The sequence below is a fragment of the Paraburkholderia sp. NMBU_R16 genome (assembly GCF_013282575.1).
Taxonomy (GTDB): domain Bacteria; phylum Pseudomonadota; class Gammaproteobacteria; order Burkholderiales; family Burkholderiaceae; genus Trinickia.
The window spans coordinates 1-4035 of the sequence record NZ_JAAAYE010000133.1 but is presented as its reverse complement, the minus strand read 5'-3'; the positions used below and the strand labels follow the sequence as shown (position 1 = coordinate 4035).

2 protein-coding genes are annotated in these 4035 nt (G+C 63.6%); one reads left to right on the top strand and one right to left on the bottom strand.

Annotated elements, in window-relative coordinates; translation table 11 throughout:
* On the top strand, positions 1–1113 hold a 1113-nt coding region (locus tag GWC77_RS27090; protein ID WP_173262385.1), incomplete at its 5' end, for an MFS transporter.
* A gap of 99 nt (positions 1114–1212) precedes the next feature.
* Here the strand turns inward: GWC77_RS27090 and GWC77_RS27085 are convergent.
* On the bottom strand, positions 1213–3417 hold the full coding sequence (locus tag GWC77_RS27085; protein WP_173262382.1) for a glycoside hydrolase family 3 C-terminal domain-containing protein: 2205 nt from the start codon (positions 3415–3417) through the stop codon (positions 1213–1215).
* Between the last annotated feature and the right edge of the window lie 618 nt (positions 3418–4035).

Here is a 4035-nt window from a genome sequence, read left to right as displayed (position 1 = left end):
CAACATGCGCCGAGCGTCAATCAACAAACGCTTGTCAGCGTCAATCAACATCGGCATCATCAACCTCGCCGCGACATTCTCATCTTGTTTGTCGCGCGTCTCTCATCCAGATTGTCGCGCCACAGTGCGGAGAGCTTGCGCGCGGCAGCCCTGCTCGTCGTGCTCGCCGCGCTAGCGACCGGCAAGCTCTCACTGCTGCTGCTCGCGATCTGCGGCTTCGTCGGTGCGTGCGGCACCGTCGCCTACAATGTCGCCGCACCTTCACTGATTACCACGTTGGTCGAACGGCAAGCATGGGCCGCGGCGAACAGTCGAACGGAACTCGCTCGCAGCGTCGCTTATGCCGCAGGGCCAGCATTGGGCGGACTGCTGGTGGGAACCATCGGCGCATCCGCCGCATTTATCGTCGCCGCGATGCTCTCCGCATTGGCCGCTGCGCTGCTGATCGGCATCGACGAACCATCACGCGCGGCATCGACGCGCCGACATTTCGCGGCCGATCTTCGCGAAGGTGCTGCATTCGTCGCAGGCAATCCGCTGCTGCGCGCGATCGCGCTCACGGCAATCTTCTTTAACGTCGGATTCTTCACGATCCAGGCCGTCTACGTACCTTACGCGAGCCGCTATCTTGGCCTGTCGCCGGCAGGAGTGGGGGCCACGCTGGCCGCTTACGGCGCAGGGATGATCGCGGGCGCGCTGACGGCACCACGCATCGCAGCGTCGCTGCGCTTCGGGCGGATCATCGTCGTCGGACCGCTTTGCGGGCTTGCTGCCTCGCTGACGTTGTGCGCAACGCTGATCGTTCCTTCACCCTGGCTCGCGGCAGCGGCTTACTTCCAGCTCGGTATGGGCCCCATCCTGTGGGTCATCAGTTCAACGACGCTGCGCCAGGCGATCACGCCCGAAACGATGCTGGGACGCGTGTCGGCGCTGATCAGCACCGCGACGTACGGCGCGCGCCCGCTCGGCGCGTTGATCGGCGCCATGCTCGGCGGCCCCTTCGGCGCGAAACCCTGCCTCATCGTGGCGGTGCTTGCATTCGTCGTTCAGGCTTGCGTCATCTTGCGCTCGCAAGCGGTGAAGCTCGTCTCGCTGCCCGAGGCGGACACTTAGCGCATAGGCGAATCGATCGATCGCGCGGCGAGCCACGACGCTGGCGGCCGCGCGATCCCCGCGCCGCCCCTCGAGGCGGCGCGGGGGATATTGCATCGATCACCGGCTCTGCAGGCGAATGTCGCGAGACGACGCACCCACGTACACCGCGCTACCCGGTACAAACTTCCAGCCGTTGCTCGCCGTGTCCCATACGCTTTGGAAGCGTGCGGGGATCGAGACACGGACGTGTCGTGCCTCACCCGGATTGAGGTAGACCTTCTGCCAGCCGACGAGGCGTTTCGGCGGCTCGCCGCTGTAGTTGACGCCCAGGTAGACCTGCGGCACTTCGGCGCCTGCCACTTTGCCATCGTTTTTGACAGTGAAGCTTGCCGTCATCGAATGGTCCGGTCCGGGCCGGATATCGAGGTCGGAGTAGCTGAAGTGCGTATAGGACAGGCCATGACCGAACTCGAAGAGCGGAGCGATATTCTTCGCGTCATACCAGCGATAGCCCATGTTCAGCTTTTCGGCGTAGACGGGGTCTTTCGGGAGCGTGCCATCGGTGCCCCACGTCGGCGTATCCTGGTCGTGCGCAGGGAACGTCACGGGCAGTTTGCCGGACGGATTGACTTTGCCGAACAATACGTTGGCAATGGCCTGTCCCCCACCCTCGCCCGGGAACCACGCTTCGATGATCGCGGAAACACTGTCCTTCCATGGCATCAAAACCGGATTCCCACTTTCGACGATGACGATCGTATGCGGGTTCGCCTGGGCCACGGCTTCGACCAATTGATCCTGGTTCGACGGATTGGCGAGCGCCAGGCTCGTGAGTTCACCGAAGTCTTCGCCCGACGACTGCGTCACCACGACGATCGCCACGTCGGATTGCCGCGCGAGGGCAACGGCGCGATCGATCTCTTGCTGCGTGTAGGCCCTGAACGGCTGCGTCTGATCGCTGTTGCCGGCGAAGCTGACTTGCGTCGCGGGCGCCAGCGCCTGAATGGCCTTGACGATCGGCACATCGAGCTTGAGCCATGGGTTGGTCCACCAACTGCAGCCCGTCGCCGAGCCGAACGTCAACCCGCCGCAACCCGCGAAATTGCCTGACACGGGATCGCGCGTGTTGCCCGAACCGCCGCCCGTGAGAACGGCGGCGTCGGCGTGTCCGCCGATCACGGCGATCCGCTGCAACGCCGCGGCCGTGAGCGGCAATTGTGCGTTGTCGTTCTTGAGCAGCACCATCGATTGCTCCTCCGCGGATTGGGCGAAGGCCCGGCCCGCAGCGAAATCGATCGGCGCGGGCTTCGGCGGATCGTCGAGTACGCCCGTGCGAATCATCACGTAGAGCTTGCGACGCACCATGTCGTCGAGCCGGGCTTGCGAGATCTGGTGATTCGCCAGCGCCTGCTTGACTGCATCGGGCGTCAGATAGACCGTTGGCCCGACATCTTCCTCTTCGTCCAGGCCTGCGTTGATCGAGGCCGCCGTGCTGTGAGCCGCACCCCAGTCGGACTGCACTTGGCCTTCGAAGCCCCAGTCATGCTTGAGAACGTCGGTCAGCACATGCGGGTTCTCGCAAGAGTACGTTCCGTTGACGCGGTTGTAGCTGCACATCACGCTGCCGGGCCGCGCTGTACGCGCGGCGATTTCGAAGGGCAGCAGATAGAGTTCGCGCAGCGTGCGCTCGTCGATCTGGCTGTTGCCACCCATGCGGCCGGTTTCCTGCTCGTTGCCGACATAGTGCTTGATGGTGGCGATGACCTTCTGGTTCTGGGTGCCGACGGTTCGCGCCGCCAACATCTCGCCGGCAAGCACCGGATCTTCGCCTAAATACTCGAAAAGACGCCCGCCGCGTGGCTCGCGCGCGAGATTGGTGCCGCCGCCAAGGCCCATGCCAAAGCCTTGCGCACGCAGTTGCGAAGCGATGCGCGCACCGAAATCGTACGAGAGGTGCCGGTCCCAGCTCGCGGCGAGCCCGATGGTGGCCGGGAATGTCGTGCTCGGCTGGGACGTGCTGCCCGAGCCCGTTGCCGAATCGACCATATTCAAATCCGGAATGCCGAGACGCGGCACACCCTGAATGAAGCCGGCCCCTCCGCCCGGAACGTCGCTCATCTGGTATTTCGAGTGGATCAACTGGAGTTTCTCATCCAGCGTCATTTGCCTCACGAGTATGTCGGCCCGCCGATGCGCGGCGAAATCCATACCGGGAGTGAACGACGACGGTGCGGGGTTGAAAGCCGCATCGCTCTCGCTCGCGTGAGCGCTCGCGAATGCGGCCGCCAACACCAGTGCCATTGGCCAACGATTGACCTGCATGTGTCTCTCCATGAATGTGGGTTGTAATGCTCGACGACAACACCGGGTCTCACTGGATTCCAGACGACGGCTCCGCGCCCCAGCAGGCACCGGCAACCTTGATGCAGGGTGGAGGCCGCTTTGCGATGACGACAGCGCCCCGTCGCTTCGTAGGATGGGGACCGGTACCATCGACGCGTTATACGTAGCAAGACTCCATGGCTACTGATCTTATGGAAGTAGTCTGACTACAGGCTCACTACAGTGTCAGTACTTTCCCTAGCCGGCCGCCCATGGATGGAGCCGATGGCGCTTCGGCTGTAGGCCGCGCGCCTGCTGGGTTTGCATGAAATGGAAGGATTGCGACGTCGCCCGTACAGACGATTATCCAAGCGTCTGTATCGGCACTGTATAGGGATGTGCTGAACAACTGTCGACCGTGCCGAGCGGCACGGTCTGTCTTGAGCGCAGCGCGGGACCGGCGCCGATGGGCGTCGAGGCGCGCCGCGACGAACGTCAACGCACCTCGGCGAGTTGTTCGAGAATGGCGGGGTTTTCGAGCGTGGAGACGTCCTGCGTGATCGCCTCGCCCTTGGCCAACGAGCGCAGCAAGCGTCGCATGATCTTGCCCGAGCGCGT

Coding starts and splice junctions, on each gene's coding strand:
- GWC77_RS27085 (WP_173262382.1), bottom strand. CDS start 3,417: ATGCAGGTCAATCGTTGGCCAATGGCACTGGTGTTGGCGGCCGCATTC.